The organism is Brevundimonas sp. EAKA, assembly GCF_000698025.1.
Lineage (GTDB): Bacteria > Pseudomonadota > Alphaproteobacteria > Caulobacterales > Caulobacteraceae > Brevundimonas > Brevundimonas mediterranea_A.
In genome coordinates, this window is sequence record NZ_JMQR01000046.1 from 1 (window position 1) to 23,543 (window position 23,543).

General features: G+C 67.1%; 32 protein-coding genes. 20 read left to right on the plus strand and 12 right to left on the minus strand.

What is annotated here, in order from left to right:
* Positions 1 to 133 precede the first annotated feature (133 nt).
* The 6 genes from purB to ER13_RS08490 all read left to right on the plus strand — a co-directional run bounded on the left by purB (position 134) and on the right by ER13_RS08490 (position 4,088).
* Complete coding sequence (gene purB, locus ER13_RS08465; protein ID WP_035308395.1) at positions 134 to 1,435, plus strand: adenylosuccinate lyase; 1,302 nt, start codon at positions 134 to 136, stop codon at positions 1,433 to 1,435.
* A gap of 43 nt (positions 1,436 to 1,478) precedes the next feature.
* Entirely contained in the window at positions 1,479 to 1,724 is a 246-nt protein-coding gene (locus ER13_RS08470) for a type II toxin-antitoxin system Phd/YefM family antitoxin (RefSeq protein WP_035308397.1), read from the plus strand.
* Entirely contained in the window at positions 1,714 to 1,998 is a 285-nt protein-coding gene (locus ER13_RS08475; RefSeq protein WP_035308400.1) for a type II toxin-antitoxin system RelE/ParE family toxin, read from the plus strand. The genes ER13_RS08470 and ER13_RS08475 overlap by 11 nt, the downstream gene beginning before the upstream one ends.
* Positions 1,999 to 2,006: 8 nt before the next feature.
* Complete coding sequence (locus ER13_RS08480; protein ID WP_035308402.1) at positions 2,007 to 2,510, plus strand: DNA-deoxyinosine glycosylase; 504 nt, start codon at positions 2,007 to 2,009, stop codon at positions 2,508 to 2,510.
* The gene (gene purU / locus ER13_RS08485; RefSeq protein ID WP_035308404.1) at positions 2,510 to 3,352 is read left to right on the plus strand and encodes a formyltetrahydrofolate deformylase; all 843 of its coding nucleotides are present in this window, start codon (positions 2,510 to 2,512) and stop codon (positions 3,350 to 3,352) included. The genes ER13_RS08480 and purU overlap by 1 nt, the downstream gene beginning before the upstream one ends.
* Before the next feature lie 106 nt (positions 3,353 to 3,458).
* Positions 3,459 to 4,088: a fasciclin domain-containing protein gene (locus ER13_RS08490; protein ID WP_035308406.1), complete on the plus strand. Its 630-nt coding sequence runs from the start codon at positions 3,459 to 3,461 to the stop codon at positions 4,086 to 4,088.
* Positions 4,089 to 4,271: 183 nt separating this feature from the next.
* On the opposite strand, the gene ER13_RS08495 is transcribed toward ER13_RS08490, so the two are convergent.
* A complete protein-coding gene (locus ER13_RS08495) occupies positions 4,272 to 4,595 on the minus strand; it encodes a DUF1476 domain-containing protein (protein ID WP_196066380.1) in 324 nt (107 codons plus the stop codon).
* Positions 4,596 to 4,881: 286 nt separating this feature from the next.
* Here ER13_RS08495 and purC point away from each other — a divergent pair, with 286 nt between their 5' ends.
* Together purC and purS are read left to right on the plus strand one after the other, a co-directional pair.
* Positions 4,882 to 5,640 (plus strand): phosphoribosylaminoimidazolesuccinocarboxamide synthase, encoded by a 759-nt coding sequence (gene purC / locus ER13_RS08500; RefSeq protein WP_008263270.1) that lies wholly within the window; start codon positions 4,882 to 4,884, stop codon positions 5,638 to 5,640.
* Entirely contained in the window at positions 5,640 to 5,876 is a 237-nt protein-coding gene (gene purS, locus ER13_RS08505; protein ID WP_008260221.1) for a phosphoribosylformylglycinamidine synthase subunit PurS, read from the plus strand. The genes purC and purS overlap by 1 nt, the downstream gene beginning before the upstream one ends.
* A gap of 10 nt (positions 5,877 to 5,886) precedes the next feature.
* On the opposite strand, the gene ER13_RS08510 is transcribed toward purS, so the two are convergent.
* On the minus strand, positions 5,887 to 7,050 hold the full coding sequence (locus ER13_RS08510; RefSeq protein WP_035308408.1) for a cyclopropane-fatty-acyl-phospholipid synthase family protein: 1,164 nt from the start codon (positions 7,048 to 7,050) through the stop codon (positions 5,887 to 5,889).
* Positions 7,051 to 7,164: 114 nt separating this feature from the next.
* Here ER13_RS08510 and ER13_RS08515 point away from each other — a divergent pair, with 114 nt between their 5' ends.
* The 5 genes from ER13_RS08515 (at position 7,165) to ER13_RS08535 (ending at position 10,778) form a co-directional block, all read left to right on the plus strand.
* Complete coding sequence (locus ER13_RS08515; protein WP_035308411.1) at positions 7,165 to 7,644, plus strand: YbhB/YbcL family Raf kinase inhibitor-like protein; 480 nt, start codon at positions 7,165 to 7,167, stop codon at positions 7,642 to 7,644.
* Between the two features lie 72 nt (positions 7,645 to 7,716).
* Entirely contained in the window at positions 7,717 to 8,943 is a 1,227-nt protein-coding gene (locus ER13_RS08520) for an MFS transporter (protein WP_052005007.1), read from the plus strand.
* Between the two features lie 25 nt (positions 8,944 to 8,968).
* On the plus strand, positions 8,969 to 9,199 hold the full coding sequence (locus ER13_RS08525; RefSeq protein WP_008262274.1) for a hypothetical protein: 231 nt from the start codon (positions 8,969 to 8,971) through the stop codon (positions 9,197 to 9,199).
* A gap of 33 nt (positions 9,200 to 9,232) precedes the next feature.
* The gene (gene purQ, locus ER13_RS08530) at positions 9,233 to 9,895 is read left to right on the plus strand and encodes a phosphoribosylformylglycinamidine synthase subunit PurQ (protein ID WP_035308412.1); all 663 of its coding nucleotides are present in this window, start codon (positions 9,233 to 9,235) and stop codon (positions 9,893 to 9,895) included.
* A gap of 31 nt (positions 9,896 to 9,926) precedes the next feature.
* On the plus strand, positions 9,927 to 10,778 hold the full coding sequence (locus ER13_RS08535) for a hypothetical protein (protein WP_231492508.1): 852 nt from the start codon (positions 9,927 to 9,929) through the stop codon (positions 10,776 to 10,778).
* 16 nt (positions 10,779 to 10,794) lie between these two features.
* Here ER13_RS08535 and ER13_RS08540 read toward each other — a convergent pair whose 3' ends face one another.
* From ER13_RS08540 to ER13_RS08550, 3 genes are all read right to left on the minus strand, one after another.
* Positions 10,795 to 11,772: an aspartyl/asparaginyl beta-hydroxylase domain-containing protein gene (locus tag ER13_RS08540; RefSeq protein ID WP_052005008.1), complete on the minus strand. Its 978-nt coding sequence runs from the start codon at positions 11,770 to 11,772 to the stop codon at positions 10,795 to 10,797.
* A gap of 125 nt (positions 11,773 to 11,897) precedes the next feature.
* On the minus strand, positions 11,898 to 12,080 hold the full coding sequence (locus ER13_RS08545; protein ID WP_154726307.1) for a hypothetical protein: 183 nt from the start codon (positions 12,078 to 12,080) through the stop codon (positions 11,898 to 11,900).
* Between the two features lie 55 nt (positions 12,081 to 12,135).
* A complete protein-coding gene (locus ER13_RS08550; protein WP_035308417.1) occupies positions 12,136 to 12,528 on the minus strand; it encodes a hypothetical protein in 393 nt (130 codons plus the stop codon).
* Between the two features lie 123 nt (positions 12,529 to 12,651).
* Here ER13_RS08550 and ER13_RS08555 point away from each other — a divergent pair, with 123 nt between their 5' ends.
* Entirely contained in the window at positions 12,652 to 13,443 is a 792-nt protein-coding gene (locus ER13_RS08555) for a hypothetical protein (RefSeq protein ID WP_035308419.1), read from the plus strand.
* Here ER13_RS08555 and ER13_RS08560 read toward each other — a convergent pair.
* The 4 genes from ER13_RS08560 to ER13_RS08570 are packed head-to-tail and all read right to left on the minus strand — an operon-like array spanning position 13,440 to position 14,544.
* Positions 13,440 to 13,691, minus strand: a complete 252-nt coding sequence (locus ER13_RS08560; protein ID WP_035308422.1) for a hypothetical protein — start codon at positions 13,689 to 13,691, stop codon at positions 13,440 to 13,442. The genes ER13_RS08555 and ER13_RS08560 overlap by 4 nt on opposite strands.
* Positions 13,691 to 13,834 carry a hypothetical protein gene (locus ER13_RS18400; RefSeq protein WP_155988130.1) on the minus strand — a complete coding sequence of 48 codons (144 nt, stop codon included), beginning with the start codon at positions 13,832 to 13,834 and terminating at the stop codon, positions 13,691 to 13,693. Before ER13_RS18400 ends, ER13_RS08560 begins: the two co-directional genes overlap by 1 nt.
* A gap of 60 nt (positions 13,835 to 13,894) precedes the next feature.
* Entirely contained in the window at positions 13,895 to 14,284 is a 390-nt protein-coding gene (locus ER13_RS08565) for a type II toxin-antitoxin system VapC family toxin (RefSeq protein WP_035308424.1), read from the minus strand.
* On the minus strand, positions 14,284 to 14,544 hold the full coding sequence (locus ER13_RS08570) for a type II toxin-antitoxin system VapB family antitoxin (protein ID WP_035308428.1): 261 nt from the start codon (positions 14,542 to 14,544) through the stop codon (positions 14,284 to 14,286). The genes ER13_RS08565 and ER13_RS08570 overlap by 1 nt, the downstream gene beginning before the upstream one ends.
* A gap of 67 nt (positions 14,545 to 14,611) precedes the next feature.
* Between ER13_RS08570 and purL the strand changes: the two genes are divergently transcribed.
* The 6 genes from purL to ER13_RS08600 all read left to right on the plus strand — a co-directional run bounded on the left by purL (position 14,612) and on the right by ER13_RS08600 (position 22,012).
* Complete coding sequence (gene purL / locus ER13_RS08575; RefSeq protein WP_035308429.1) at positions 14,612 to 16,828, plus strand: phosphoribosylformylglycinamidine synthase subunit PurL; 2,217 nt, start codon at positions 14,612 to 14,614, stop codon at positions 16,826 to 16,828.
* Positions 16,825 to 17,178: a DUF305 domain-containing protein gene (locus tag ER13_RS08580; RefSeq protein ID WP_035308433.1), complete on the plus strand. Its 354-nt coding sequence runs from the start codon at positions 16,825 to 16,827 to the stop codon at positions 17,176 to 17,178. The genes purL and ER13_RS08580 overlap by 4 nt, the downstream gene beginning before the upstream one ends.
* Positions 17,179 to 17,180: 2 nt before the next feature.
* On the plus strand, positions 17,181 to 17,684 hold the full coding sequence (locus ER13_RS08585; protein WP_035308435.1) for a hypothetical protein: 504 nt from the start codon (positions 17,181 to 17,183) through the stop codon (positions 17,682 to 17,684).
* A gap of 97 nt (positions 17,685 to 17,781) precedes the next feature.
* Positions 17,782 to 19,170: a cytochrome P450 gene (locus ER13_RS08590; RefSeq protein ID WP_035308437.1), complete on the plus strand. Its 1,389-nt coding sequence runs from the start codon at positions 17,782 to 17,784 to the stop codon at positions 19,168 to 19,170.
* A gap of 170 nt (positions 19,171 to 19,340) precedes the next feature.
* Positions 19,341 to 20,348 (plus strand): glycosyltransferase family 4 protein, encoded by a 1,008-nt coding sequence (locus tag ER13_RS08595; protein ID WP_231492509.1) that lies wholly within the window; start codon positions 19,341 to 19,343, stop codon positions 20,346 to 20,348.
* Between the two features lie 98 nt (positions 20,349 to 20,446).
* On the plus strand, positions 20,447 to 22,012 hold the full coding sequence (locus ER13_RS08600) for an alkaline phosphatase (RefSeq protein WP_035308441.1): 1,566 nt from the start codon (positions 20,447 to 20,449) through the stop codon (positions 22,010 to 22,012).
* Between the two features lie 2 nt (positions 22,013 to 22,014).
* Here the strand turns inward: ER13_RS08600 and ER13_RS08605 are convergent, their stop codons facing one another.
* The 3 genes from ER13_RS08605 to vapB all read right to left on the minus strand — a co-directional run.
* Complete coding sequence (locus ER13_RS08605) at positions 22,015 to 22,836, minus strand: TIGR00282 family metallophosphoesterase (RefSeq protein WP_008261349.1); 822 nt, start codon at positions 22,834 to 22,836, stop codon at positions 22,015 to 22,017.
* On the minus strand, positions 22,833 to 23,252 hold the full coding sequence (locus ER13_RS08610) for a type II toxin-antitoxin system VapC family toxin (RefSeq protein ID WP_154726295.1): 420 nt from the start codon (positions 23,250 to 23,252) through the stop codon (positions 22,833 to 22,835). Before ER13_RS08610 ends, ER13_RS08605 begins: the two co-directional genes overlap by 4 nt.
* Positions 23,249 to 23,543: type II toxin-antitoxin system VapB family antitoxin (vapB, locus tag ER13_RS08615; protein ID WP_304412778.1), on the minus strand; the 295-nt coding region annotated here is incomplete at its 5' end. The genes vapB and ER13_RS08610, both read right to left, overlap by 4 nt.

Sequence of the window (23,543 nt, forward strand, 5' to 3'; positions counted from 1 at the left end):
CCCCCTCGCCCAGCGCCACCGCCTTCGTCGCCTGGCTGAAGCGGCAGGCGGTCGATCACGACAATACGATGGGTCAGCTTTAGGTCGCCGTAAACCTTGACTCCGGCGGCGGCCGGACCGACAGGACCGCCCCATGATCACCCGCTATTCCCGCCCCGCCGCCGCCGCCATCTGGTCGCAAGAGACCAAGTACAAGATCTGGTTCGAGATCGAGGCCCACGCGGCGACCAAGATGGCCGAACTGGGCGTCATCCCCCAGGACGCGGCGGACGCCATCTGGGCCAAGGGCAAGGACGCGACCTTCGACGCCGACCGCATCGACGAGATCGAGCGCACCACCAAACACGACGTCATCGCCTTCCTGACCCATGTGGCCGAGATCGTCGGCGACGAAGCCCGCTTCCTGCACCAGGGCATGACCTCGTCGGACGTGCTGGACACCTGTTTCGCGGTCCAGCTGGCCCGCTCGTCGGACCTGCTGATCGACGGCGTGGACCGGGTTCTGGCGGCGCTGGAGACCCGCGCCAAGGAGCATAAATACACCCCGACCGTCGGCCGCAGCCACGGCATCCACGCCGAGCCCGTGACCTTCGGCCTGAAGCTGGCCGGCTATCACGCCGAGTTCCAGCGCGCCAAACGCCGCCTGATCACCGCCAAGGAAGAGATCGCCACCTGCGCCATCTCCGGCGCCGTCGGCACCTTCGCCAATGTCGATCCGGCGGTGGAGCAATATGTCGCCGACAAGATGGGGCTTCAGGTCGAGCCGGTCTCGACCCAGGTCATCCCGCGCGACCGCCACGCCGCCTTCTTCGCCGCCCTGGGCGTCGTCGCCAGCTCGGTCGAACGCCTCGCCATCGAGATCCGCCACCTGCAGCGCACCGAGGTGCTGGAAGCGGAAGAATTCTTCGACAAGGGCCAGAAGGGCTCGTCGGCCATGCCGCACAAGCGCAACCCGATCCTGACCGAGAACCTGACCGGCCTGGCCCGTCTGGTCCGTTCGGCCGTGACCCCGGCGATGGAGAACGTCGCCCTGTGGCACGAGCGGGACATCAGCCACTCGTCGGTCGAGCGCGGCATCGGTCCCGACGCCACCATCCACCTGGACTTCGCCCTCCAGCGCCTGGCCAATGTGGTCGAGCGTCTGAACGTCTATCCCGAGAACATGCAGGCCAATATCGACCGCCTGGGCGGTCTGGTGCATTCGCAACGCGTCATGCTGGCCCTGACCCAGGCCGGCATCTCGCGCGAGGCCGCCTATGCCGCCGTGCAGGAGAACGCCATGAAGGTCTGGCGCGGCGAAGGCGCCTTCCTGGACTTCCTCAAGGCCGACGAACGCGTCACCCTGCCCGCCGAACAGCTCGAGGCCCTGTTCGACCTGGGCTATCACACCAAGAATGTGGACGTGGTGTTCAAGCGGGTGTTCGGCGACGACTGATCTTCAGTATTGAAAATCGCACCGATTTTCGTACTCTATCACTATGCAACGGGTCGAAGCCTCTGTCGCGGTCAGCGTCTCTGACCTGAAGAAGAGCCCCAGCGCCGTCATGGACGACGCAGCGGGCCAGACCGTGGCCGTGCTGAACCACAATCGGGTCATGGCCTATATGGTCCCCGCCGCCGCCTATGAGGCGATGGTCGAACGACTGGACGACCTGACGCTGATCGAGACCATCCGCCAGCGGCAGGACGAGGCGCCGGTGCGCGTCTCGCTCGATGCCCTTTGATCTTCAGTTCCTCCCCTCCGCGCTGAAGGAGTGGGAGAAACTGGGCGCGCCGGTTCGGGCCCAGTTCAAGAAGAAGCTGGCCGAGAGGCTGGAACATCCGCGCGTTCCGAAGGATGCGCTTCACGGGATGCGCGATCACTACAAGATCAAGCTGCGCGACGCCGGATACCGGCTGGTCTATCGGGTCGAGGATGCGATCGTCACGGTGACTGTCGTCGCCGTAGGCAGGCGCGACCGCAGCCAGGTCTATCGGGACGCGGCGCGTCGGGAATGACGTCGGGAATGACCAAGAGCCAGTTCCCCCCCGTCGTCAACACCGCCACCCGCCTGCTGATCCTCGGCAGCCTGCCCGGCGACGCCTCGCTGAAGGCGGCGCAATACTACGCCCACCCGCGCAACGTCTTCTGGCCGTTGATCGGCGGCGTGCTGGACGAGCCCCTGACCGCCCTGCCCTACCCCGACCGCCTGGACCGGTTGAAGGCGTGCGGCGTCGGCCTGTGGGATGTGATCGCCTCGGCCCAACGATCCGGCAGTCTGGACGCGGCGATCAAGTCGCCCGAGGCCGCCGACCTGCGCGGGCTGATCGAAAGCCTGCCCGAACTCCGCGCCGTGGCCTTCAACGGCGGCCTGGCGGCCAAGCTGGGAAGACGGATCCTCGCCGACCTCGACGGCGTGACCCTGATCGATCTGCCGTCCTCCAGCCCCGCCCATGCAATATCCTTGTCGGCAAAGGCGGCGAACTGGGCCATACTGGGTGACTTTCTCCCGGATAAGCCTGCCGCCTGATGATCCTGACCCTTTCCTGCCCCGACCGCCACGGCATCGTCGCGGCCGTGTCCGCCTTCCTGCTGGAGCGGGACGCCAATATCTCGGACGCCCAACAGTTCGGCGACGCCTCCAGCGCCACCTTCTTCATGCGGGTGGTGTTCGAACCGGCCGACGGCGACGCCCTGGCCGCCATCCACGCCGCCTTCACGCCGCTTGCCGACCGTTTCGCCATGGACTGGACCCTGCGAGGACCGGAGCCGCGCAAGGTGATGATCCTGACGTCCAAATTCGATCACTGTCTGGCGGACCTGCTGTACCGCTGGCGGATCGACGAACTGCCGATGGAGGTGACGGCCGTCGTCTCCAACCATCCGCGAGAAATGATCGGCCATGTCGATCTGGGCGACCTGCCCTTCCACCATCTGCCGGTCAGCGCCGCCGACAAGCCGGCGCAGGAGGCGGAACTGCTGCGCCTGATCGAATCCACCGGCACGGAACTGGTCGTCCTGGCGCGCTACATGCAGGTCCTGTCCGACGATCTCAGCCGCCGGCTGGAGGGACGCTGCATCAATATCCACCACTCCTTCCTGCCCGGCTTCAAGGGCGCCCGCCCCTATCACCAGGCCCATGCACGCGGGGTGAAGGTGATCGGCGCCACCGCCCACTATGTCACGCCCGACCTGGACGAAGGCCCGATCATCGAACAGGATGTAGAGCGGATCAGCCACCGCGACACCCCGGAAGATTTGATCCGCAAGGGTCGTGATATCGAGCGTCGCGTTCTAGCTCGGGCAGTTCGTCGGCACCTCGAGGATCGCGTTTTGCTGCACGGCACAAAGACCGTCGTGTTCGAAGACTGAATGGCCAAGCTGCATCCTCCTGTCACGCCGCACGCATCCTTTAGGTGAACTCGAACGTAACCTTGTCGTGACCGCCACAGCGCGGGCCAACAGGGAACGAAACACCATGACAAATCTTCGCACGCTCATGCTCGTCGCCGTATCCGGCGGGGCGCTGATGGCGCTCGGCGCCTGCAACAACAACGAAACCCCCACGCCCGCAGACTCCACCGCCATGGCCCCGGCCGAAGGCGCGGCCATGGCCCCCATGGCGGCCGATCCCATGGTGGGCGGCGCGGCCATGAGCCCGAACGAGACCATCGTCGCCAATGCGTCCAAGGCCTCGAACCTGTCCACCCTGGTCGCCGCCGTTCAGGCCGCCGGCCTGGTCGAGACGCTTCAGGGCCCAGGCCCCTTCACCGTCTTCGCCCCCGACAACGCCGCCTTCGACAAGATTCCCGAGGCCACCCGCACCGCCCTGATGCAGCCGGCCATGAAGGCCGATCTGACCAAGATCCTGACCTATCACGTGGTCGCCGGCCGTCTGACCGCCGCCGACATCGCCAGCCAGGCCCAGGCCAACGGCGGGACCGCGACCCTGGAGACGGTTCAGGGCGAGGAACTGAAGGTCGCGGCCGGTCCGAACGACACCTGGGTCATCACCGACGCCAAGGGCGGCAAGTCCACCATCACCCAGGCCGACGTGGCCCAGTCGAACGGCGTGGTCCACGTCGTCGATGCGGTTCTGATGCCGTAAAAATAATTACAGTCCGGTCGGAACGGACTGAAACCAAATCTCGCGCGCCGTGTTCTTCAGGGGCGCGAGACGCACAGTACGCCGGGTGAGACATCCCCCAACGTCCCCGGCAAAAAGAAAGGGCCGCACTTTCCCCCGGGTGCGGCCCTTTCGAATTCTCAAACCCGCCCTTAGGCCGGACGTCTACTCCCCGGCGCGAATCTGCTCGCGCGCGATGGAGGCCAGTTCGTCGATCTTGGAGCGAATCTCGCCTTCCGACACCGACAGACCCGAGGCCTTGAAGTCGCCGGCGACCTTGCGGAACACGTCCTCGTCGCCGGGCTGCTCCATGTCGGCGCGCACGATGGCCGCAGCGTACTGGTCGCTGCTTTCAGCCGACAGGCCCATCTTCTCGGCCGCCCACAGGCCCAACATCTTGTTGCGCCGGGCGATGGCCTTGAATTCCTGCTCCTGATCGAGGGCGAACTTGGCCTCGTAGCCTTTTTCCCGATCGTCGAAGGTCGTCATGTCGCTCAGCATAGCTCCGAACGCCCCGCTAACCTCGGGGCAAGCGCCGTCTATAGCCCGACCGCGCCTGAACGCAACATGACTTCCGTCGCATCCCCTCCTCCTCCCTCCCCGCATTCCGGTTTTGCCTCATTTGTATCGGAGGCCGCGTTCGGCTAAGGAGTCGCCGAACGAGATTGACTGCCCGAACGATTCCGAAACGCGCCGCCAGGACCGGGTCTTCCCCTTTCCATCATGGCCGCGCGATTTTTGTTTTTGGAGGGCGCCCGTAGGCCGGGACCGGAATATGAACAGCAAGCGCAAGAAGATTTACGAAGGCAAGGCCAAGATCCTGTACGAAGGACCCGAGCCCGGCACCCTGATCCAGTACTTCAAGGACGACGCCACCGCGTTCAACGCGCAGAAGAAGGCCGTCCTCGAAGGCAAGGGCGTGGTCAACAACCAGATCAGCGAATTCATCATGTCGCGCCTGAACGGCATCGGCGTGACCAACCACTTCATCAAGCGCCTGAACCTGCGCGAGCAGCTGATCCGCGAAGTCGAGATCATTCCGCTGGAAGTCGTCTGCCGCAACATCGTTGCCGGCTCGATGAGCCAGCGTCTGGGCATCGAGGAAGGCACCCCCCTGCCCCGCTCGATCATCGAATTCTACTACAAGAAGGACGAGCTCAACGACCCGATGGTCACCGAAGAGCATATCACCGCCTTCAACTGGGCCTCGACCCAGGAACTGGACGACATCCTGGCCATGACGGTGCGGGTCAACGACTATCTGTCAGGCATGTTCGGCGCCGTCGGCATCACCCTGGTCGACTTCAAGATCGAGTTCGGCCGCATCTGGGAAAACGACTTCAGCCGCGTCATCCTGGCCGACGAAATCAGCCCGGATAGCTGCCGCCTGTGGGACGCCACGACCGGCGAGAAGATGGACAAGGACCGCTTCCGCCGCGATCTGGGCAATGTCATCGAAAGCTACACCGAAGTCGCGCGTCGACTGGGCATCATGAAGGGCATGCCGACGGTGATTCAGGGAGGGCTGCACTAGTGGCTAAGGTCAAGGTTCACGTCTTCCTCAAGCCCGGCGTGCTGGACGTCCAGGGCAAGGCCGTCGAAGGCGCCCTGCAGGGTCTGGGCTGGACCGGCGTGTCGAACGCCCGCGTCGGCAAGCTGATCGAGTTCGACCTCGACGGCGTTGCAGACCCCCAGGCCGAGGCCAAGAAGATGTGCGAGCAACTGCTCGCCAACACGGTGATCGAAGGCTACCGCATCGAGGCGGCATGAAGCCGCCGCCTCATCGGCACAGATAGTCCCGCGTCAGCGGCACGGCCTCCGCCCGCTTCGTCAGCTGAAGCTGGAACACCATCTGGCCCAGTTCGCGAAAGGCGACCTCGCTGACCGCGAGATAGAATTCCCACATCCGGCAGAACCGCTCGTCGTACATGGCCCGGGCCTCGTCGCGGCGGGCCAGGAAACGCGTGCGCCACGCCCTCAGCGTCTCGGCGTAGTGCAGGCGCAACACCTCCATGTCCGTGACCCACAGGCCGGCGCGCTCGATGGCGGGCAGCACCTCGGACAGGGCGGGGATATAGCCGCCGGGGAAGACGTATTTGCGGATCCACGGCTGGGTGCGGCTGGGCGGCCCCTTGCGGCCGATGGAATGGATCACCGCCACCCCGTCGTCAGTCAGCAGCCGCGCGACCGTATCGAAATACGCCTGATAGTTCGGCGCGCCCACGTGTTCGAACATGCCGACGGAAACGATCCGGTCGAACGGCTCGTTCAGGTCGCGATAGTCCTGTAGCCGGAAATCGGCTTTGTCGGCCAGCCCCCGCTCGGCCGCCCTCGCATTGGCGGTGCGGTGCTGCTCCGTCGACAGGGTGACGCCGGTGACATGCGCGCCCGCCTCGGCCAGCGACAGGCCCAGACCGCCCCAGCCGCAACCGATGTCCAGCGCCCTCTGGCCCGGCGACAGCACCAGCTTGTCGATCAGCCGCCGCTTCTTGGCGACCTGCGCCTGCTCCAGCGTCGCCTCGGGCGTCTCGAAATAGGCGCAGGAATACTGCAGGTCGGCGTCCAGAAAGAGGCGGTAGAAGTCCACCGTCAGGTCATAGTGATGATGTACGTTCGCCCGGGCGTGGGCGCGGTCGTTGGCCTGTTCGATCGCCCGGCGCAGACGCCAGCCCGGGCCCAAACGTCGCGACGTCTTGGCCAGTTGGGAGGCGGCGAGCGCGAGGAAGTCATAGATGGACCCGCCCTCGATCCGAAGCGCGCCGGCCATATAGGCCTCGCCCAGTTTCAGCTCGGGGTTCGAACCGATCGCCAACGCCGTCCGCGCGTCGTCGATGACGACGGTCAGTTCCGGCGTTCCGGGACCAGCCGTCAGCGTGCGGCCGCCAGGAAGCCGGACGGCGATCGACCGTGTTCGGAACGTCCTGTCGATCAGGGACTGAAGCATCCGACCCGCCTTGGCTTGACCGCATCTGCATTACAGCTAGTGACAGAATGTCGCAGTGCAACGCCCCGGCGCCCGACGCCGTTTAACTGGCGATCACGAAACGGAGAGACGTCGATGACCTTCACCCTCACATCTCGGGATATTCAGGACGGCGGCGTCCTGCCCGAGGCCCAGGTCCACGCCAAGGGAAACACCTCGCCCCACCTCGCCTGGTCCGGCGCGCCTGAAGGCACGAAGAGCTACGCCGTCACCTGCTATGATCCCGACGCCCCGACGGGTTCAGGCTTCTGGCACTGGACCGTCGCCAACATCCCCGCCGACGTGACCGAGCTGGCGACCGGCGCCGGTTCGCCCGGCGGCGACCTGCCCTCCGGCGCGGTCCAGGGGCGCACCGATTTCGGCCAGGCCGGCTTCGGCGGCGCCGCCCCGCCCCCCGGCCACGGCCCGCACCGCTACATCTTCACCGTCTTCGCCGTGGACGTGGACCGGCTGGACGTCACCGCCGACGATTCCGGCGCCGTCTTCGGTTTCAACCTCCACTTCCACACCCTGGCCAGGGCCTCGATCACGGCGACCTACGAAAACCGCGGCTGAGGCGTTGATCCAAGGAGGAGGCTCCTTATGTTGCATCGCAACATCCCCCCTCCCCCTTTACGGATAGCTTTCATGGCCGCTGGCGGCGCCGTCGTCGATTCCGACGTCACCAACGAACCCATGACCGCCGGACGGGTGGCCCTGGTGCTGATCGCCCTGGCCATGGGCGGTTTCGCCATCGGCGTGACCGAGTTCGCGGCCATGAGCATCCTGCCCGACTTCGCCGCCGGCCTGAGCGTCGACGCCCCGGCCGCCGGCCATGTCATCAGCGCCTACGCCGCCGGCGTCGTGGTCGGCGCGCCGATCCTGGCGGTGCTGGGCGCTCGCAGCCCGCGCTGGCTGCTGCTGATCGGCTTCATGGCCCTGTTCGCCATCGGCAACGGCCTGTCGGCCCTGGCGCCGACCTATGAATGGATGCTGGTCTTCCGCTTCCTCAGCGGCGTGCCGCACGGCGCCTATTTCGGCGTGGCGGCCCTGGTCGCAGCGTCGGTCGTGCCGCTGCATCTCCGCACCCGGGCCGTCTCGACCGTCCTGATGGGTCTGACGGTCGCCACGGTCATCGGCGTGCCCTTCGCCAATATGATCAGCCACGCTTTCGGCTGGCGCTGGACCTTCGCCATCGTCAGCGTCCTGGCGGTGACCACCATGGGTCTGGTCGCCCTGTTCGCCCCGCGCGACCCGGCCCATCCGCACGCCAGTCCCGTGCGCGAACTGGGCGCCCTGAAGCGGAGCCAGGTCTGGCTGACCCTGGGCGTCGGCGCCGTCGGCTTCGGGGGCATGTTCGCCGTCTACGCCTATCTGGCCTCGACCCTTCAGGCCGTGACCGGCGTGGGGCCGGAAATCATGCCCTGGGTCTTCGCCGTCTTCGGCGTCGGCATGTTCCTGGGCAATATCCTGGGGGCCTGGGCCGCCGACCGGGTCGGCTTCCCGGCGGCGGGCGGCCTTCTGCTGTGGAGCGCCGCGGCCCTGGCCCTCTATCCCTTCGCCGCCCCGCACCTGTGGGCCGTTATGATCGTCGTCTTCCTGATCGGCGGCGGCGGCGGCCTGGGCTCGGTGCTGCAGACCCGGCTGATGGACGTCGCCGGCGACGCCCAGACCCTGGCCGCCGCCCTGAACCACTCGGCCTTCAACACCGCCAACGCCATCGGCCCCCTGCTGGGCGGCATGGCCATCGCGGCCGGCTACGGCTGGACCTCGACCGGCTGGGTCGGCGTCGGGCTGTCGCTGGGCGGCTTCGCGATCTTCGTGGCGGCCTGGGCGGAGGGACGGAGACGCGCCGCGTCCAAGCGTTTGGCGTAACCACAGTTTATGGTAGTATGAACTCATGGCCGACGTCACCAACGACCTCATCTACGAAGTGCTGAAGTCCATGCAGACACGCCTGGACCGGATCGACGGCAATGTCGCCGGCGTGAGAGGCGAACTTCAGGCCATGCGCCTCCACCTCAACGGCCTGAACCAGGACGTCTCCAACCTGTATCAGATTGTCGATCGTCAGGACGCCCGCCTCGGCCGGATCGAGACCCGCCTCGGACTTCTTGAACCCGCGCACTGACATTTCCCGAAAACGGTGCTAGAGGCCCGCGCCATGAGCGCAGCCGTCATCGTCTTCCCCGGTTCCAACTGTGATCGCGACTGCAAGGTCGCCGTCGAACGCTCCACTGGCGAGCCCGTCTCCATGGTCTGGCACGCCGAGACCGAACTGCCTTCGGGCCTGGACCTGATCGTCATTCCCGGCGGCTTCTCTTACGGCGACTATCTGCGCTGCGGCGCCATGGCGGCCCAGTCCCCGGTGATGCAGGCGGTCAAGAAGGCCGCAGACGACGGCGTCGCCGTGGTCGGCATCTGCAACGGCTTCCAGATCCTGTGCGAGTCTGGAATGCTGCCCGGCGCCCTGCTGCGCAACAAGGGGCTGAAATACGTCTGCAAGCCCATCGCCCTGACCGTCGCCAACGGCCAGACCCGCTTCACCGCCGGCTACCAGGGCCAGCGCGAGGTGGTCATGACCCAGGGCAACGGCGACGGAAACTTCTTCGCAGACGCCGAGACCCTGGCCCGGATCGAGGGCGAGGGCCAGGTGGTCTTCCGCTACGTCGACAACCCCAACGGCTCGGTCAACGACATCGCCGGCATCCAGAATGCGCGCGGCAATGTGCTCGGCATGATGCCCCACCCCGACCGCGCCTTCGAGGCCGAACTGGGCTCCGCCGACGGCGCCGTGCTGTTCCAGAGCATCTACGCCGCAGCTTGACGGCAATCTGTCGTTGAGGCGAAGTAGCGCAATGCTTCGCTCCATCTCCGCCGTCCTGTTCCTTTGCCTGTCATCCTCTGCAGCCTGGGCTCAAGAGGCCTCGCAGCCCCCCGCGCCGGTTGATTCCGCACGGGAGGATTGGACCCTGGCGCGTCTTCCCGAGCACGACGCCGTAGTGGCTACCATTGGTTTTACGTCCGGCCTCAACCTCATCGCGAGGTGTCAGGGCGGCGTGTACGATCTGATGATCAGCGGCCTGCCGGAAGCGCCCAAGAATCAGCCGACACGAGAGCTGGGGATTCAGGTCGGCGATGAAGGCGAATCAAAAACGACAGTCTGGACGGTAGGATCGCAGCGAACGATGGCGTTCAGTCGCATCCCCGCCCTGGTTGCGCGGGACCTGGCTGAAGGCGGAAAGCTGCAGGTCGTGATTCCGTCTGACCGCCCGGGTGGTCCGCGCACCCGCTACGTCATGGATGTTGAGCCCTCCAGCCAGGCCATCGCCGAAACCCTGACGGCCTGCGGCCGCCCTGTCATCGACCCGCGCGAGGAGCGCGCAGATCAGATCGAAGGCAACGGCCAGGACGGGCTGCCCGCCGCCGTGATGTGGCGGACCATGCCTCGCCCCACCTTTCCGGAATCGGTCAGGGGCCGAAGCCCCCGCATGGGCTATGTCGTGCTTTCGTGCGTCGCCGAGGACGACGGCGGCCTGACCGAGTGCGTGACGGAGAGCGAGCAACCGCCCGGCTACCATCTGGGCTTGGCGGTTCAAAGATCTCTTCCGCGCGCGCGCCTGAAGCTGACGGACGAAGCCGCGGCCAGCGGGCGGCCTTTGGCAGGCCGCCTGATCGTGTTCAGCGTGAACTTCATAATGGACAACTGACGGATCTTCGGCCCGGTCAGGTCCCCAGCTTCGGCGTCGCCCCGCCCCCGGCGTCGATGGCGTCGAACAGGGCGCGGATCAGCCATCGCTCTTCCTCGGTGATCTCGGGCTTCCAGACGTCGAAGATCAATATCGTCCGGTCTTGGTCGCTGTCGTTCCAGGCCTCATGCTCGATCGTGTCGTCGAACGCCCAGGCCTTGCCTTCCTCCCACTGACGCAGGTCCGACCCCACCCGGAACCAGGACCCCGGCGGCGCCACCAGCGGCAGGTGGCAGATCAGGCGGGTGTTGATCAGGCCGTGATGCGGCGGAATCCGCGCGCCCGCCGCCAGTTTCGAGAACAGGATCGACGGCGACCGCCCGGGAATGATGCTCAGCGGCGCGGCCTCCAGCGCCTTCAGGGTCTGCGGGCACCGCGCGGCGATCTCGGGCGCGACCACGCCGTCCTTCCACAGGAAGACCGCGCTCCAGGCCGGATTTTCCAGCATCCCCGCCTGTCCGCTGCGCGGTCGGTTCGAACGGTCCTCGACATAGGGAGCGAACAGGGCGGGTTCCGCCAGAACCGCCTCCAGTTCGGCGCGGATGGCGGGCGCCGCCGCCTCGATCTCCGCCAGCCAGGGCGTGTCGGCGCAGGGCTGGAACTGGACCTGCGGCAGGCCCGGAAACAGATAGAATTTCGGCTGCTGGTGATACAGTTGCTTGCGCCCGGTCAGCAGGTCGAGCGACAGGGCGAACCGCGCGCTGGACTGGGCTTCGTCAAATCCGCGCGCCTTGATCCCGGCCAGAAGCTCCTCCTCGAACCGGCGCCTCATGTCCGCCAGCGCCTGTTGCACCCGCCGCAACTCGCCCTTCAGTTCGGGATCTGCGCCGCGCTGTTGCGCACTCGCCAAGGCCGCGCCGTAAAAGCTCGAGGCGGACCGCGCATCGCCCCGGGCGGCCAGGGCGTCGCCCTTGAGAATGGCCCCCAGGACATTGCGTCCATCGACACCCAGCACCCGCTCCGCCCGCTCTAGCGGACAGGGCGTGCTGAAGAAGCGTCTCCAGAGCGACGGCGGCGTCTGCGTTCATGCGCGGCATGAACGACGATCATCGAACCGCCGTCAAGCAGACAGGGACGCGCTCACTCCGGGCGCGCCGCCTGTCCGTTCTCCAGGTCTTCGTCCTCGTCGGCCGTGACCACGCCGCCCGGATCGCGTTGGGCGGCCAATTCGCGGGCGCCGACGCCCTGACCGTGTTCGATGGCGAGATTGGCTTCGACCTCGTTGGTTTCGAAGATGGGTGTTTCGTCGTCGCGGTCAGCCATGGTCATCTCCAGTTCGTGTGGGCTTGAACAACCGACCACACGACAGGCGGTTCCTCTAGCGCCCCAGGAAGGGGTCCAGACTGGCGCGTGACAAGGGACGAAAGACCAGGAACCGCCCATCGACCGTCAGGGTCACCTCGTGCGCCTGCGGCCGCTGCAACAGCGCCGGATCGTCCAGCGACACGGCGCGACCCGAAGCAATATGTCGCGCGTCCAGGGCGGGCGTGATCGGCCTGCCGTTCGCCGCGGCCAGGGCCGACAGAAAGCGGCGCACCTCCAACGCCTGCTGCTCGGGCGTCAGGGCCTGGCGAACGCACGCCCAGGCGTCCTGCGACGGCTGGGTGAGAACGACGGTCGCTCCACTTGTCTGGGCGTGACCCACGCCTGCGACGGCCGATGCGGCCATGGCGGTCAGGCAGAAAATCCAGCGTCCGGCGGCGTTCGTCATGCCCGATGACAAGCAGCACAGAGAACGTGGCGCAGGCAAGCTTCACTTTTCACACTGCAACGGTGAACCTTACCGCCGTCCGGCGCGTACATTCCACCTGAACACCGTCGTATCGGAATCCGCATGTCCTCGATCCTTCGTCCCACGCCCGCCCAGCGCACCCGCCGACTGGTGGTGCTGGCCGCCGCCGTCTTCGCCATCGTGGTCCCGCTGGTCCAGAACCTGGCGGGCCTGGGCCTGACCCAGGCCGAGTTCGCTGCGGATGGAAACAGCACCCTGCGCGTCGCCGGCTACGCCTTCTCGATCTGGGGCCTGATCTATCTGGGCCTGCTGGCCTACGCCGTCCGTCAGGTGCTGCCCCAGACGGGCGAGAGCACCCTGATCAACCGGATGGGCTGGCCGTCGGCCGTGGCCTTTTTCGGCATCGGCATGTGGATCGTCGTCGCCGCCCTGAACCTGAAGGCGGCCAGCGTCATCGTCATCTTCGCTTCGTTGATCGCCCTGCTCGCGCCGCTGGTGGCCTATTCGGGCTCCATACGCGCGCTCAGCCGAACGGATCGCGACCGACTGCTGCTGGTCTGGCCCCTGGCGGCCCTGGCGGGCTGGTTAACGGTGGCTGCGCCGCTGAACCTGATCACCACCCTGACCGCCTTCGAGGCCCTGCCGACGGCGTTGTCGCCAAGCGCCTGGGCCATCCTGGCCATCATCGTGACCACCGGCGTCGCCCTGGCGGTGACCGCCAGCCTGCGGACCCTCGCCTATCCCCTGCCCACAGCCTGGGGCCTGCTGGGCGCCTTGGTCGCCGAACAGACCGACAAGCCCGCCGTCGCCTTCACCGCCCTGGCCGGCGCCATCGTCCTGCTGGTCGGCGGGGTGCTGCTGGCCTTCCGGCTGAAGCCGGGGGTCGAGCGTTAGGGCTTCTTGCCGGGCGTCACGGGCGTATCGATCGCCGCATCTTCCCCGGCGCCGACGTCAAAGGCGCCGGTCTCCTGAAATCCGACGCTGCCGATCCCCGTCGCCTGTCCGGTCAGCCGCTGCCGACGGCTGATCATGGCCTGCTCGGGCGCGGCCTTGTCCATTTCGCGCGTCGTGGCGGGATCATTGGACCGATCCATCTGCTGGCCGGTGGCCGGCGTGACCTTTGTCGAGGGGGTAGAGCGCATCAGATGCCCTCCCCCTCGTCTTTGACTTCATCTTCGTTCTGGGCCTGCTCGGCCATGGCCGAGGCGCCGGCGTCGTCGGCCGCAATCTCGGGCAGATCGTCGTCTTCGGGGGTCGCGGCGGGGTCGATGGGGGTGTCGGTCATGGTGAACTCCGTGTTGGCTACACACGAAATGAAACCCGAGCCCCAGACGTTCCCCCGCGTTCAGATCGTGATCGCCACGTCCGTCTTCAAGAAATCCTCGCCCTTGAACAGCACAGGTTCGCCGCTGCTCAGGCTCAGCGCATAGGCGAAACAGTCGCCGTAGTTCAGCCGCGCCGGACGCCGCCCCTTGCCGAACCGCACCATGGCCTCGCAGGCGATCCGCATCTGCGCCTGATCGACCAGGACCAGATCCAGCCGGTACTCCTGTTCAAGACGATCCAGCACGGGCCGGGCGTCCACGCCGAGCCGGGACGTCAGCACCGCCGCCAGTTCCACCCAGGTCGCGACACTGACCCGGCGCGTCGTCGCCGAACGAATCCGTTCATCGAACGCGGCCGCTTCCGGCTCTCTCAGAACAATGGCGACGAAGGCGGAGGTGTCGATGACCATCAGCGCGGAAGACCGTGCTCGTCGTACATTTCGTCGTCAATTTCCTGAAGAGAGCGGCCATCGCCGGGCAGCAGGGTCCGCAGATAGGCGAACAGCGCCTCGCGCTTGCTCGCCCGCTCCGCCGCCGCCTCCTCGGCGGTCAGTTCCTTCCATATCTTGTCCAGGGCGATGTCGATGGCCTCGGTCAGACTGACCCCCAGCCGTTCGGCGACGGCGCGCGCCTTGCGCTCCGTCTCGGCGCGCTTGATGCTGAGGCCCATTCTAGAACTCCCAAAATGCTGTCTAGAATATAGCCTATCGGCCCATCTGCGGCTAGAAGCCCCGCCCATGACCGCTCCTCAAAAGACCATGGCTGAATTGGCCGCCGAATACGGCTTGGCCCCGAACGAATATCAGGTCGTCCTCGACCGGCTGGGCCGCGAGCCCAACCATGTCGAACTGGGCGTCTTCTCGGTCATGTGGTCCGAGCACTGCTCGTACAAATCCTCCAAGATCCACCTGGGCAAGTTCCCGACCACCGGCGACCGCGTCATCTGCGGCCCCGGTGAGAACGCCGGCGTGATCGACATCGACGACGGCGACGCCTGCATCTTCAAGATGGAGAGCCACAACCACCCCTCCTACATCGAACCCTATCAGGGCGCGGCGACGGGCGTGGGCGGCATCATGCGCGACGTCTTCACCATGGGCGCCCGCCCCGTGGCCCTGCTGAACGCCCTGCGCTTCGGCGATCCGTCGCACGAAAAGACCAAACGCCTGGTCAAGGGCGTCGTCTCCGGCATCGGCGGCTACGGCAACTGCGTCGGCGTGCCGACCGTGGCGGGCGAGACCAATTTCCACGCCGGCTACAACGGCAACATCCTGGTCAACGCCATGTGCGTCGGCCTGGCCAAGGCTGACAGCATCTTCTATTCGGCCGCGCCCTCGGCGGGCCTGTCGGTGGTCTATTTCGGCTCCAAGACCGGTCGCGACGGCATCCACGGCGCCACCATGTCCTCGGCCGAGTTCGACGATGAGTCGGAATCGAAGCGCCCCACCGTCCAGGTCGGCGATCCCTTCGCCGAGAAGCTGCTGATCGAGGCGACCCTCGAACTGATGGCCTCGGGCGCCGTGGCCGCCATCCAGGACATGGGCGCGGCCGGCCTGACCTCCTCCTCGGTCGAAATGGCCGGCAAGGGCGGCGTCGGCATCGAGCTGAACATGGACGCCGTGCCCCAGCGCGAAGAGGGCATGACCGCCTATGAGATGATGCTGTCGGAAAGCCAGGAGCGGATGCTGGCGGTCCTGAAGCCGGGCCGCGAGGCCGACGGCGAACGCATCTTCAAGAAATGGGGCCTGGACGCCGCCACCATCGGCGTCACCACCGACACCGGCCGTCTGGTGCTGAAGCATCACGGCGAGACCGTGTGCGACGTGCCCCTGGCGCCCCTGTTCGACGACGCCCCCCTGTACGACCGCCCCTGGGTCCAGCCGGAGCTTCAACCGAAGCTGAACCCCGCCGACGTCCCCGCGCCTGAGAACTGGGCCGATGCGGTGATGAAGGTCGTCGCCTGCCCCGACATGGCCTCCAAGCGCTGGATCTGGGAACAGTACGACCGCCACGTCATGGCCGATACCCTGCAGGACTCGGCCACCGGCGCCGACGCCGGCGTGGTCCGCGTCCACGGCACGGACAAGGGGCTGGCCGTGACCAGCGACTGCACCCCCCGCTATGTCCAGAACGACCCTTACGAGGGTGGCAAGCAAGCTGTGGCCGAGGCCTGGCGCAACCTGACCGCCGTCGGCTCGCGTCCCATCGCCATCACCGACAACCTGAACTTCGGCAACCCGCAGCGCCCCGAGATCATGGGCCAGATCGTCCGCGCCATCGACGGCATGGCCGAGGCCTGCCGCGAGCTGTCCTTCCCCGTCGTCTCGGGCAATGTGTCGCTCTATAACGAGACCAACGGCGTCGCCATTCCGCCCACCCCGACCGTCGGCGCCGTGGGCCTGCTGCCCAACTATGACGTGGTCACCAACTTCTCGACCATGGCCGCGGGCGACACCCTGGTCCTGATCGGCCAGACCGTCGGCGAACTGGGCGCCTCCATCTATCTGCGCGAGGTCCTGGGCCGCGAGGACGGCGCCCCGCCCCCCGTCGATCTGAAGCTGGAAAGGAAGACCGGCGACTTCGTCCGCGACCTGATCGAGGCCGGCGACCTGACCGTGGTCCACGACCTTAGCGACGGCGGCCTGATCGGCGCCGCCGCCGACCTGGTCCTGGCCTCCGACGTCGGCGTGACCCTGGACGCCTCCAGCGCGGCCCACGCCCACATCTTCCTGTTCGGCGAGGATCAGGCCCGCTACCTGGTCGCAGTCCCCGACGCCGACGCCCTGATCGCCAAGGCCCAGGCCGCCGGCCTGCACGCCTCGGTCGTCGGTCAGGCCGGCGGCGACGCCTTCGCCTCCAAGGGCGACAAGGGCGAGCTGTTCAGCATCCCCGTCGCCCACCTGCGCGAATGGCACGAAGGCTGGATGCCGGGCTGGTTCGGCGACGCCGCATGATCCGCGCCGCCCCGCCGATCGCGCTGCTCCTCGTGCTAGGGGCCTGCGACGGCGGCGGCGATCCGGTGCAGCAGGCGCTGCGTGAAGCGTCGGCCGCCAACCAGGCGGCTGCGACCCGCACCACGGCCGAAATGCAGGCGGCGGCCCAGACCCCGGATCAGACTGCGGATCAGGCCTATGTCGCCAAGATGATCGCCAACCACGAAAGCGCCGTCGCCACGGCCCGGGTCGCTCTGCGCGACAGCCGCGATCCGGAAATCCGGCGCATGGCCCAGAGCGTCGTGGATGCCCAGACGCGCGAGATCGCCGAGCTGAAGGCCTGGGCGCCGACCGTCGCTCCGGCGAACTGAGCATGGCTAAGGGATCCTATCTCGGCGGCGGAAAACGGGCGGGTTCCCCCAAAGCCAAAGCGACGCCGACTGGACGCTCTCGGGAGCGGACGCCGGAGCGGCCTGTCGGACGCTCGCAGTCCAAGCCTTCACAGATCACCAGAGACGAACTGAAACACTTCGCCTTTCGTGATCGATCCAAGGAGGCGTTCCTGGATGAGCTCGACCCTCTGCTCCGTGCCTGTTTCAAGAGCGGCTTCACCAGGCCCAACGAGGTCGCCGGCCTGCTGAACAAGGCGGGAAAGAAAACCGCCTGCGGCCAACCGTGGACGCCTCACCTTGTCTGGGGTCTTCAACGCTTTCTGTTCGAGCGGCGCGAAAAGAAGAGGGCGTCTCAAACGGCTCCAGCGGCGCCGTCGGCCCCTGTTTCGAAGCCCGCGACCTCAAGCCAACGCGCGAAGGATCTGGCCGCTGAAGACATGGCGCGACTGCTGGGCGCCATCGACAGGACGTCGCCTTCTCGTTGACGTCGTGCTGGTCCACTATGCTTCATGAACGCACGCACCAGATCGAGCGTTTACGGACCCGCGCCTGGCTGACGGGCGATTTGCATAGGAGCGTCTTATGGACGCGACGACGGCCGACACCATCTTCCGCCCCGCCATACCGCCTCGACGGACGGGCAAGCCCCTGTCGCTGCTGCCCTTCCTCTGGATCAGTTGGCGCGACCCCCTCCGTATGTGGTCCGAGCGGCACTTCACCGAGCCGCAACTGCACGGCAACAGCGCCTTCGGCGAGATCCTGGTGGTCAGCCACCCCGAGGGCGTCCGCCACGTCCTGACCGAGAACGCCGCCAACTATGAAAAGGGCGACCTGCAACGCCGCGTCCTGGGGCCCATGCTGGCCGAGGGCCTGCTGCTGACCGAGGGCGACGTCTGGCGCCGCGCCCGCCGCATCCTGGCCCCCCTGTTCACCCCGGCCAAGATGGCGACCCTGAACGCCCGCATGGCCGAGGTCTGCCAGGCCCGCGTCGCCGGCTGGTCCCTGTCGCCGCGCGGGCGGGTGCTGGACATCGACTCCGAAATGTCCGGCCTGACCTTCGACATCCTGTCCGCCACCATGTTCTCGGACGAGTTGGGCGGCGAGGCGCGCGGCTTCGAGCGCGCCCTGAACCAGTTCCTGGCCAATGGCGCCCGCATCGATCCGCTGGACGTCCTGGGCGCCCCGGACTGGGCCCCGCGCCTGGGCCGTCTGGCCAGCTTCCGCTCGGCCCGCTTCTTCGAACAGCGCGTCACCAAACTGGTCGAGGCCCGCCGCGCCCGCATCGAATCCGGCGACGCAGCCCCCGACGACCTGCTCAGCGCCCTGCTGCTGGCCCGCGACGAGAACGGCGGCCCCGGCTTGAGCGACGAAGAGGTCGCCGCCAACATCCTGACCTTCATCCTGGCGGGGCACGAGACCACGGCCCGCGCCCTGGGCTGGACCCTGCACCTGCTGTCGCGCCAGCCCGAATACCTGGCCCGCCTGCAAACCGAGGCCGACGCCTTCGACGTCTCCGATCCCAAATGGGCCGAGGCCCTGCCCTGGACCCGCGCCGTTCTGGACGAGACCATGCGCCTGTTCCCGCCCGCCCCCACCATGGCGCGCAAGGCCCTGGCCGACGACGAGATCGGCGGCCAGCCGATCAAGGCCGGCGCCACCGTCATCATCTCCCCCTGGATCCTGCAACGCCACAGCCTGCTGTGGGACGACCCCGACGCCTTCAAGCCGGAACGTTTCCTGCCGCAGAACCGCAAGTCGATCGACCGCTACGCCTACATCCCCTTCAGCGCCGGCCCCCGTGTCTGCATCGGCGCCGCCTTCGCCATCCAGGAGGCGGTGATCGCCCTGGCCTCCATCCTGCGCGCCGCCGAGATCGAGCCCGTCACGACGATCGAACCCCGGCCGGTGCATCAGATCACCCTTCGCAGCCGCGAGGCGATGCGGTTGCGGCTGCGGGCGCGCAGACGCTGACGATTTCGGCGACGGATTTCCCGACCTGGAGCGTTTGACAGTCGGTCTCGCCGATCAGGCGAGCCCTCGCTGGCTAATTATCTCCGGGGATCATCGCGCTGCGCACCGCCATTCTGCTGCCTCCGGGCTCGCTCTTCTCCGAGGCCCGCCCCAACTCCATGGAGACGGTCGTGCGCACTCTCGCCCTCTTCAACGGAGACGCAGACACGCGAATTTTCTGCCTGGAGGGCGCCCTGGATCATAATGCGCCGGGCATGGTGACCACCCTGCCGCGCCGCAATACACAGCAAGGTCTCATCGACGCCTTGCGCGATTTCGGGCCGGATCTGATCGAACACCACCAGCAGGTGAAACAGGCCCTGTCCGTATCGTCACGCTTCCCCCAGGCCGTCCATGTTCTTTATCGGCATAATGCGCTGAAGCCTGCGCGCCATCGGATCGACCGTTGGCGCTACGCGGCCCGATATGGCCGAATGGACGGCTTCATCTTCGTCAGCGCCGCCGAGCGGAACGCCTTCGCCCGCACCTATCCCCGCCTGGCCGACCGCGCCTACGCCCTGCCCAACCCCATCGACGCGGCCGCCTGGTTCGCCTCGCCCGACGACCGGCAGCGGGTGATCGCCTTCGCCGGTCGGGCCATGCCGGAGAAGGGTCTGGACGTCCTGTGCGCCGCCCTGCCCGCCGTACTCGACGCCCACCCCGACTGGCGTGCGGTGCTGATGCTGAACGACTGGGACAGGCACGCCGCCTGGGCCGGGCCCCACCTCGCCCCGCTTGAGCGGTACGGCCCCCGGGTCGCCGCCCTGCATTCGGCGCCCCTATCGGAGGTACGCTACATCATGAAGACCGCCGCCATCGCCCTGACCCCCTCGGTCTGGGACGAACCCTTCGGCCTGACGGCGGTCGAGGCCCATGCGGCGGGCGCGGCCCTGATCTCGTCCGGCCGGGGCGGCCTGCGCGAGGCCAGCGGCGACCACGCCCTCTATGTCGACGAGATCACGCCCGAAAGCCTGGCCGAGGCGATGGAGCGCCTGATCCGCAACCCGGACGAACGCACAGCCCTGGCCCGCGCCGGACAGCGTCATGTGATGGACGTCCACTCACCCCGACAACGGTCCGCCGAACTGAAGCAGATCCGCAAGGCTGTCGTCCTGTCGGGACGTCGCCTCGCCGCCTGACGCCCAAGGCGGCGTGCCGAGCCCCGGCGGATGCGGATACGGCTGGAAAATCTGTCACATCGCGGCGATAGAGCCGGGCTCCAGTTCGGGGATTTTCGATGACCACGCTCGCCCTCTCCCGCCGGTCCATGCTCGCCGCCTTCGGGGGCGGCCTGGCCCTGTCGAACACCGGCCCGGCCCTGGCCCAGGCCGTCTTCGACGTGAACCCCTTCCGGCTGGGCGTGACCGCAGGCGATCCCCTGCCTGACGGCTTCGTCATCTGGACGCGTCTGGCCCCCGACCCGGTCGCCTACGGCTCGGGCATGCCCAAGGCGCCCGTCGCGGTGAAATGGGAAGTCGCCGCCGACCGCGGCTTCAACACCGTTGTCCGGTCCGGCGAGGCGATCGCCCGACCCGAACTGGGCCATTCCGTCCACGTCGAGGTGGAGGGGCTGGAGCCCGCCCGCCTCTATTTCTACCGCTTCCAGTGCGGGACCGAGCGCAGCGGCGTCGGCCGCGCCAAGACCGCCCCCCTGGCCGGCGACGCCGTCTCGGCCGTCCGCTTCGGCGTCGCCGGCTGCCAAGCCTATGAGAGCGGCTACTACACCGCCCACCGCAAGATGGCGGAAGAGGATCTGGATTTCATCTTCTGCTACGGCGACTACATCTACGAAGGCCGGGGCAACCCGATCTACCAGTCGGGTTCAGGCCCGCAGGACAACACCCGCGTCCACCTGGGCGGCGAGATCTACAGCCTCGACGACTATCGCCGCCGCTACTCCCAGTACACGATGGACACGGATCTTCAGGCCTCGCGCGCCTCGGCGGCCTGGTTCTGCACCTATGACGACCATGAGGTCGACAACAACTGGGTCGGCGACATCGATCAGGACGGCGTGCCGCCTGAAGTCTTCCTGCTGCGCCGCGCCGCGGCCATGCAGGCCTTCTACGAGTTCATGCCGATGCGGAAGTCGGCCTTCCCGCACGGCGCGGGCATGCAGGCCTATCGCCGGGCCCAGTACGGCGACCTGCTGGACATCGCCTTCCTCGACACCCGCCAGTACCGCACGGACCAGCCCTGCGGCGACCGCTACAACGCCACCTGCCCCGGCATAGAGGCGACGACGGCCCAGGTGCTGGGCGACGCCCAGGAGGCCTGGCTGCTGACCAATCTCGACCGCTCGAAGGCGCGCTGGAAGGCTTTGGCCCAGCAGGTCATGATGATGGACCTGAACCGCAACACCTCCGGCGGCCAGGGCGTCAACACCGACAGCTGGGCCGGCTATCGCGTGCCCCGCAACCGCCTGCTGCGCCACATCCGCGACCGCCGCATCGACAATGTCGTGGTCCTGACCGGCGACGAGCATCAGAACTACGCCGGCGGCCTGTGGCTGGACGGCAGCCAGCCCGAGGGCGCCCCCATCGCCGTCGAATTCGTCGGCACCTCGATCAGCTCCGGCGGCGACGGCTCGGACCGCGGCTCCGACTACGACCGCTTCCTCTCGGCCAATCCCCAGCTGAAGTTCCGCAACACCCAGCGCGGCTATCTGATCTGCGAGGCGACCCCGAACCTCTGGACCACCCAGTTCAAGGTCCTGGACAAGGTCTCGACCCGCTCCGGCGCGCTGACGACCCGTCAGACCTTCGCGGTCGAGGCGGGATCGAACACGCTCAACCTGGCCTGACGTCAGAGAACCGGCACCGCCTGGCTCAACCGTCCGCCGACCCGGATCGGCTCGACCCGCGTCGCCAGCCCGGTCTTGTCGTCGGTTTCGACAAACACGCCGCACACCGTCGCCGGACCGGACGCCGGCATGTAGCGCCCGCCCGAGATCCGGGTGGTGAAGCGGCGCAACGGCTCTTCCTTCTCGTTGCCGATCACGCTGTCATAGTCGCAGCAGCCGCCGGCGTCGGTCTGATAGGCCGTGCCGCCGGGCAGGATCTGGCAGTCGGCGGTCGGGACGTGGGTATGGGTGCCGACCACCAGCGACGCTCGCCCGTCGCAGAAATGGCCCATGGCCATCTTCTCGCTGGTCGCCTCGCAGTGCATGTCCACGATCACCGCATCGGCCACGGCCCCCAGGGGCGCGGCCGCCAGCTCGCGTTCGACGGCGCCGAACGGATCGTCCATCGGGTCCATATGCACCCGGCCAAGCACATTCATCACCAGGACGGTGCGGCCCGAATGGGTCTCGAACAGATTGGCCCCGGCGCCCGGCGCATCCATCAGGCGCGGATAGTTGGCCGGCCGGATCAGCCGCGGCTCGCGCACGATATAGGTCAGGGCCTCGCGCTGATCCCACGAGTGGTTGCCCAGGGTCAGGCAGTCGGCGCCCGCCATGAACAGCTCGCGCGCCGTATTCTCGGTGATGCCGAAACCGCCCGCAGCGTTCTCCGCATTCACCACCACGAAGTCCAGCTTCAGGTCGCGCTTCAGGCCCGGAAGATGATCGCTGATCCCGTCACGGCCGGACTTGCCGATGACGTCGCCGAAGAAGGCCAGTCTCATTCGTGTACGCCTTTACTAGGATCCGACCAGTGCTCGACCCTGAGGCCGGCTACACGCTCGAATTCGCCGATGTTGCGGGTGACCACGGTCAGTCCTTGGCTGCGGGCGTGGCCCGCGATCTGATAATCATAGGGTCCAATGGGCCGCCCTTGGCGCTCCAGCACGGCGCGGATTTCCGCCGTGTGGCGCGCGGCGTCCTCATCGAACGGAAGAATTTCCAGACGCGCCAGAAACGCCTCCAGCAAATCGCGTCGGCGCGGGTCGGCCAGCTTGTTCGGGCCGACCGCCAATTCCATGACGACCACCGTCGAAACATGCAACGGCGCCTGTTCGCTCTTCAGACGATCATTCAGCGCAGCGCTGCGGCCCCGCAGAATTTCGATACAGATGCTGGTGTCCAGCATGAAGCCGGTCACCACTCCTCCCGCTTCTGCATCTCAGGCTGATCCCGATCCGGCCAGTCTGGAATGCCGGGCCGGTCGAAGAAGTCATCCCACAGGGCGTTGACCGGCACCAGGCGCAGGCTCTTGCCCTCTTTGATGACGCGCAGCTCTTTCACGTCATCCGGAAAGGCGGCCGCCTTGGGCAGGCGCACAGCCTGCGAGCGGTTCGACTTGAAGACTGTGGCTTTCAGCGGCGGGCTCATGAGTTCGCTATCGGCCCGACTAACGTATATGTCAATGGGATATGCCGAAATCCCGATACCC

Excerpts from the sequence above, each read along its gene's own strand:
- purB (WP_035308395.1), top strand. The coding sequence starts at position 134 with ATGATCACCCGCTATTCCCGCCCCGCCGCCGCCGCCATCTGGTCGCAA.
- ER13_RS08470 (WP_035308397.1), top strand. The coding sequence starts at position 1,479 with ATGCAACGGGTCGAAGCCTCTGTCGCGGTCAGCGTCTCTGACCTGAAG.
- ER13_RS08475 (WP_035308400.1), top strand. The coding sequence starts at position 1,714 with ATGCCCTTTGATCTTCAGTTCCTCCCCTCCGCGCTGAAGGAGTGGGAG.
- ER13_RS08480 (WP_035308402.1), top strand. The coding sequence starts at position 2,007 with ATGACCAAGAGCCAGTTCCCCCCCGTCGTCAACACCGCCACCCGCCTG.
- purU (WP_035308404.1), top strand. The coding sequence starts at position 2,510 with ATGATCCTGACCCTTTCCTGCCCCGACCGCCACGGCATCGTCGCGGCC.
- ER13_RS08490 (WP_035308406.1), top strand. The coding sequence starts at position 3,459 with ATGACAAATCTTCGCACGCTCATGCTCGTCGCCGTATCCGGCGGGGCG.
- ER13_RS08495 (WP_196066380.1), bottom strand. The coding sequence starts at position 4,595 with ATGACGACCTTCGACGATCGGGAAAAAGGCTACGAGGCCAAGTTCGCC.
- purC (WP_008263270.1), top strand. The coding sequence starts at position 4,882 with ATGAACAGCAAGCGCAAGAAGATTTACGAAGGCAAGGCCAAGATCCTG.
- ER13_RS08510 (WP_035308408.1), bottom strand. The coding sequence starts at position 7,050 with ATGCTTCAGTCCCTGATCGACAGGACGTTCCGAACACGGTCGATCGCC.
- ER13_RS08515 (WP_035308411.1), top strand. The coding sequence starts at position 7,165 with ATGACCTTCACCCTCACATCTCGGGATATTCAGGACGGCGGCGTCCTG.
- ER13_RS08520 (WP_052005007.1), top strand. The coding sequence starts at position 7,717 with ATGGCCGCTGGCGGCGCCGTCGTCGATTCCGACGTCACCAACGAACCC.
- ER13_RS08525 (WP_008262274.1), top strand. The coding sequence starts at position 8,969 with ATGGCCGACGTCACCAACGACCTCATCTACGAAGTGCTGAAGTCCATG.
- purQ (WP_035308412.1), top strand. The coding sequence starts at position 9,233 with ATGAGCGCAGCCGTCATCGTCTTCCCCGGTTCCAACTGTGATCGCGAC.
- ER13_RS08535 (WP_231492508.1), top strand. The coding sequence starts at position 9,927 with ATGCTTCGCTCCATCTCCGCCGTCCTGTTCCTTTGCCTGTCATCCTCT.
- ER13_RS08545 (WP_154726307.1), bottom strand. The coding sequence starts at position 12,080 with ATGGCTGACCGCGACGACGAAACACCCATCTTCGAAACCAACGAGGTC.
- ER13_RS08550 (WP_035308417.1), bottom strand. The coding sequence starts at position 12,528 with ATGACGAACGCCGCCGGACGCTGGATTTTCTGCCTGACCGCCATGGCC.
- ER13_RS08555 (WP_035308419.1), top strand. The coding sequence starts at position 12,652 with ATGTCCTCGATCCTTCGTCCCACGCCCGCCCAGCGCACCCGCCGACTG.
- ER13_RS08560 (WP_035308422.1), bottom strand. The coding sequence starts at position 13,691 with ATGCGCTCTACCCCCTCGACAAAGGTCACGCCGGCCACCGGCCAGCAG.
- ER13_RS18400 (WP_155988130.1), bottom strand. The coding sequence starts at position 13,834 with ATGACCGACACCCCCATCGACCCCGCCGCGACCCCCGAAGACGACGAT.
- ER13_RS08565 (WP_035308424.1), bottom strand. The coding sequence starts at position 14,284 with ATGGTCATCGACACCTCCGCCTTCGTCGCCATTGTTCTGAGAGAGCCG.
- ER13_RS08570 (WP_035308428.1), bottom strand. The coding sequence starts at position 14,544 with ATGGGCCTCAGCATCAAGCGCGCCGAGACGGAGCGCAAGGCGCGCGCC.
- purL (WP_035308429.1), top strand. The coding sequence starts at position 14,612 with ATGACCGCTCCTCAAAAGACCATGGCTGAATTGGCCGCCGAATACGGC.
- ER13_RS08580 (WP_035308433.1), top strand. The coding sequence starts at position 16,825 with ATGATCCGCGCCGCCCCGCCGATCGCGCTGCTCCTCGTGCTAGGGGCC.
- ER13_RS08585 (WP_035308435.1), top strand. The coding sequence starts at position 17,181 with ATGGCTAAGGGATCCTATCTCGGCGGCGGAAAACGGGCGGGTTCCCCC.
- ER13_RS08590 (WP_035308437.1), top strand. The coding sequence starts at position 17,782 with ATGGACGCGACGACGGCCGACACCATCTTCCGCCCCGCCATACCGCCT.
- ER13_RS08600 (WP_035308441.1), top strand. The coding sequence starts at position 20,447 with ATGACCACGCTCGCCCTCTCCCGCCGGTCCATGCTCGCCGCCTTCGGG.
- ER13_RS08605 (WP_008261349.1), bottom strand. The coding sequence starts at position 22,836 with ATGAGACTGGCCTTCTTCGGCGACGTCATCGGCAAGTCCGGCCGTGAC.